The following is a 3,165-nucleotide window of genomic DNA, read 5'->3' on the forward strand; positions in this document are numbered from 1 at the left end:
ATCGAGCTCTACACGGATAAGAAGGATCCGGAGATAGAAAAGAGACTGGAAGATCAGCTGATCCAAAGCGGGATCTTCTTTGAAAAGACAGAGACCTGGATAGATTCTGAGAAGCTCTACGAGGTCCTGTATTCATTTGAACAGGAGGCCTGAAATGGCAAGTAAAAAGAACAAGGTCAAGTACAACCTGAAAAACGTACATTATGCCATCGCGACGATTGCGGAGGATGGGGCCGCCACCTTTGCAGACCCGGTTGCATGGCCGGGTGCCGTATCTCTCTCGTTGGATGCGCAGGGGGACCAGACGATTTTCTGGGCGGATGGCGTTCAGTATTTTGTGACGAACGCAAACAGCGGTTATAACGGCGACTTCGAGTCCGCAATGGTGCCGGAGGATTTCAGGGAGAATGTCCTCGGCGAGATCAAGGATGGTAACGGTGTTCTAATCGAGGATGCCGATGCACAACCGATACATTTCGCGCTGCTGTTTGAGTTCGACGGCGATGTGAATGAGATTCGCCACGTCATGTATAACTGCACGGCATCGAGACCGTCTGTGGCATCGTCCACGAAGGAGGATTCCATCGAGGTTCAGACGGAGAGCCTGACCATCAACGCGACCAGCATCAAGGATGCGACGCTTGGCAAGAATATCGTGAAGGCGCGTTCCTGTGCGGATACCACCGATTCCACCTACCGGAGCTGGTACAGTAAGGTCTATACCCCGTCGGCAGTGAAAGCGTCTGGAACGACAAGCACGACACAGACAACTGGCACATCCGGTTCCAGCAAGTGATAAGGAGGAGTAGACATGTATCAGGAAATTTCCCTCCGGCTCAATGATGGGTCGGAGCAGAAGTTCCCGTTCCTCGCGACGGGGACCACAGCATACCGCTATAAGCAGGTCTTCCACCAGGATCTCATGATCCTCTTAAACAAGATGGAGAACAGCGAGGATGACCAGACGGATATGACCGTCGGTGATAAGCTGGCCTTTATCATGAACGCGCAGGCAGAAAAGCGTGACATGAACCAGCTGAACGAGGACGCCTTCCTAGAATGGGCGGATCAGTTTGACGGAGCCGAGCTCTTTCTTCACATGCAGGAGTTCGTCACGCTCTACCTTGGATCACGGAGGACAAGTTCGAAACCAAAAAAAGAAGCCGCCCAACGGAGCGTGAAGTAAACACGGCAGTGTTTCTCCTGAGGGCGAAGCAGATGGGACTGACACTGTCTGAGCTGGATCAGCTGGACGAGGGGACTGTGATGGATATGATCATTGAGTCCGGGAATGATTTCTGCGACGATGAGTACCGGCAGGTGGCAACGCAAGAGGATTTCGATTCGTTTTAATTCGCATCGGTAAAGAACCGGTGCTTTTTTCATACCATGAAGGGAGGAGAAGGCTATGGCAGATCGCATTAAAGGAATCACAATCGAGCTGGACGGCGATACGACCAAGCTCTCCAATGCCCTGAAAGGTGTGAATAAGGAGATCCGGGATACCCAGAGTAACCTTAAGGATGTGAATAAGCTCCTGAAGATGGATCCGGGCAATGCCGATCTTCTCGCACAGAAGCAGAAGTACCTGACCGAAGCCATCGATGCGACCAAGAAGAAGCTTTCCGAGGAGAAGGAAGCCCTCGCCCGGCTAAAGGCTGGTCCTCAGACTGAGGAGACGCAAAAACAGCAGGAAGCACTGACCCGGGAGATCGAGGCGACCAAGCAGTCGCTGGAAGGACTCGAGGACGAGTATAAGAAGTTTGGCTCTGTTGCCGGACAGCAGCTTCAGGTTGCCGGGGACAAGATGAAGGAAGTCGGCGGCAAGATCAGTGATGTCGGTGAAGGACTTACCAAAGGCATCACGGTCCCGGTGGCTGCGGTTGGTGCTGCCTCGGTTGCCGCTTGGAAGGAAGTCGATGAAGCGCTCGATGCCGTGACGCAGAAGACAGGCGCAAGCGGTGCAGCCCTTGAGGACATGCAGAAGCGTGCCAAGTCAATCGCGGAGACGATTCCCACAGACTTTCAGACTGCTGGTGATGCCGTTGGCGAAGTAAACACCAGGTTTGGTCTGACGGGGGATGCCTTGGAGGATCTCTCTAAGAAGTTCGTAGAGTTCTCGACGTTGAATTCTACCGATGTTTCTACTTCTGTCGATAACGTATCTTCCGTCCTCAACGCCTTCGGTCAGTCGTCCGATGATGCCGGGAACCTCCTCGATGCCTTGAATCAGGTCGGACAAGCAACCGGTGTGTCGATGGATACGCTCTCGCAGGATCTTTCCAAGAATGCCACACAGTTCCAGGCGATGGGTCTTTCTGCCGAGCAGGCGGCTGGATTTATGGGTGCGGTGGAAATGTCCGGTCTTGATACTTCGACGATGCTGACCGGTCTTACCAAGGCGCAGAAGACCGCGACAAAGAATGGACAGTCCTTAAGTGATGCGCTGAAGGACTTCTCCAAAACCATGAACAGCAATGCCTCTGATACCGAGAAGCTGCAGGCGGCCTACGACCTCTTTGGTTCCCGTGCCGGTGGCGCGATCTACAATGCGGTGCAGACGGGGAAGCTCTCCTTAAGTGACCTCTCTACCACGCTGGGGGATTACGCGGGGTCCGTGGAGAGTACGTTCAACGAGACCCTCGATCCTCTCGACCAGATGACGGTTGTGATGAACAACTTAAAAGACCTCGGCGCGGAGATCGTAGATGCGTCTGCGCCAATGATCACGGAAGCTATGACCCAGATCAAAGATGTGGTGACGGCTCTCAAAAGTGCGTGGGATGGTCTGTCCCCGGGAATGCAGGAGGCGATCGTCAAGGCAGCACTCATCGCCGCGGCTGTCGGCCCAGTCGTCGTTGGCGTCGGCAAGGTTGTCACCGCTGTGGGTTCCGTCACAAGTGTGGTCGGAAAGCTGGTTGGTTTTCTTTCCACAACGGCGATCCCGGCGATCACAGCAGTTTCCGTTCCGATTCTTCCAATCATCGCCATCATCGCGGCGGTGGTGGCTGCTGTAGTTGCGGTGATTGAGATTGTGAAGCACTGGGGAGAAATCTCCGAGTGGTTTGGCGGTGTCTGGACTACCGTCTGTGAAGGCGTGAAGGATGTCGGCACGACACTTGGCGACTTCTTCTCCGGATTGTGGAACGGTATTCAGTCTGTGAC

The 3,165-nt window shown here is 54.1% G+C and carries 4 protein-coding genes; all 4 read left to right on the top strand.

All coding sequences use genetic code 11. The annotated features are described in order from the left end of the window. The first annotated feature begins 154 nt into the window (after positions 1-154). Complete coding sequence (locus tag ACTQ52_RS12215) at positions 155-796, top strand: major tail protein (protein WP_441982774.1); 642 nt, start codon at positions 155-157, stop codon at positions 794-796. Positions 797-811: 15 nt separating this feature from the next. Next, positions 812-1,186: a hypothetical protein gene (locus ACTQ52_RS12220; RefSeq protein WP_441982775.1), complete on the top strand. Its 375-nt coding sequence runs from the start codon at positions 812-814 to the stop codon at positions 1,184-1,186. Between the two features lie 32 nt (positions 1,187-1,218). Next, entirely contained in the window at positions 1,219-1,353 is a 135-nt protein-coding gene (locus ACTQ52_RS12225; protein ID WP_441982776.1) for a hypothetical protein, read from the top strand. 55 nt (positions 1,354-1,408) lie between these two features. Then, a partial coding sequence (locus ACTQ52_RS12230; protein ID WP_441982777.1) for a phage tail tape measure protein occupies positions 1,409-3,165 on the top strand: 1,757 nt, incomplete at its 3' end.

The organism is Oribacterium sp. Sow4_G1_1, from assembly GCF_052116105.1.
In the GTDB taxonomy this organism is placed as follows: domain Bacteria; phylum Bacillota; class Clostridia; order Lachnospirales; family Lachnospiraceae; genus Oribacterium.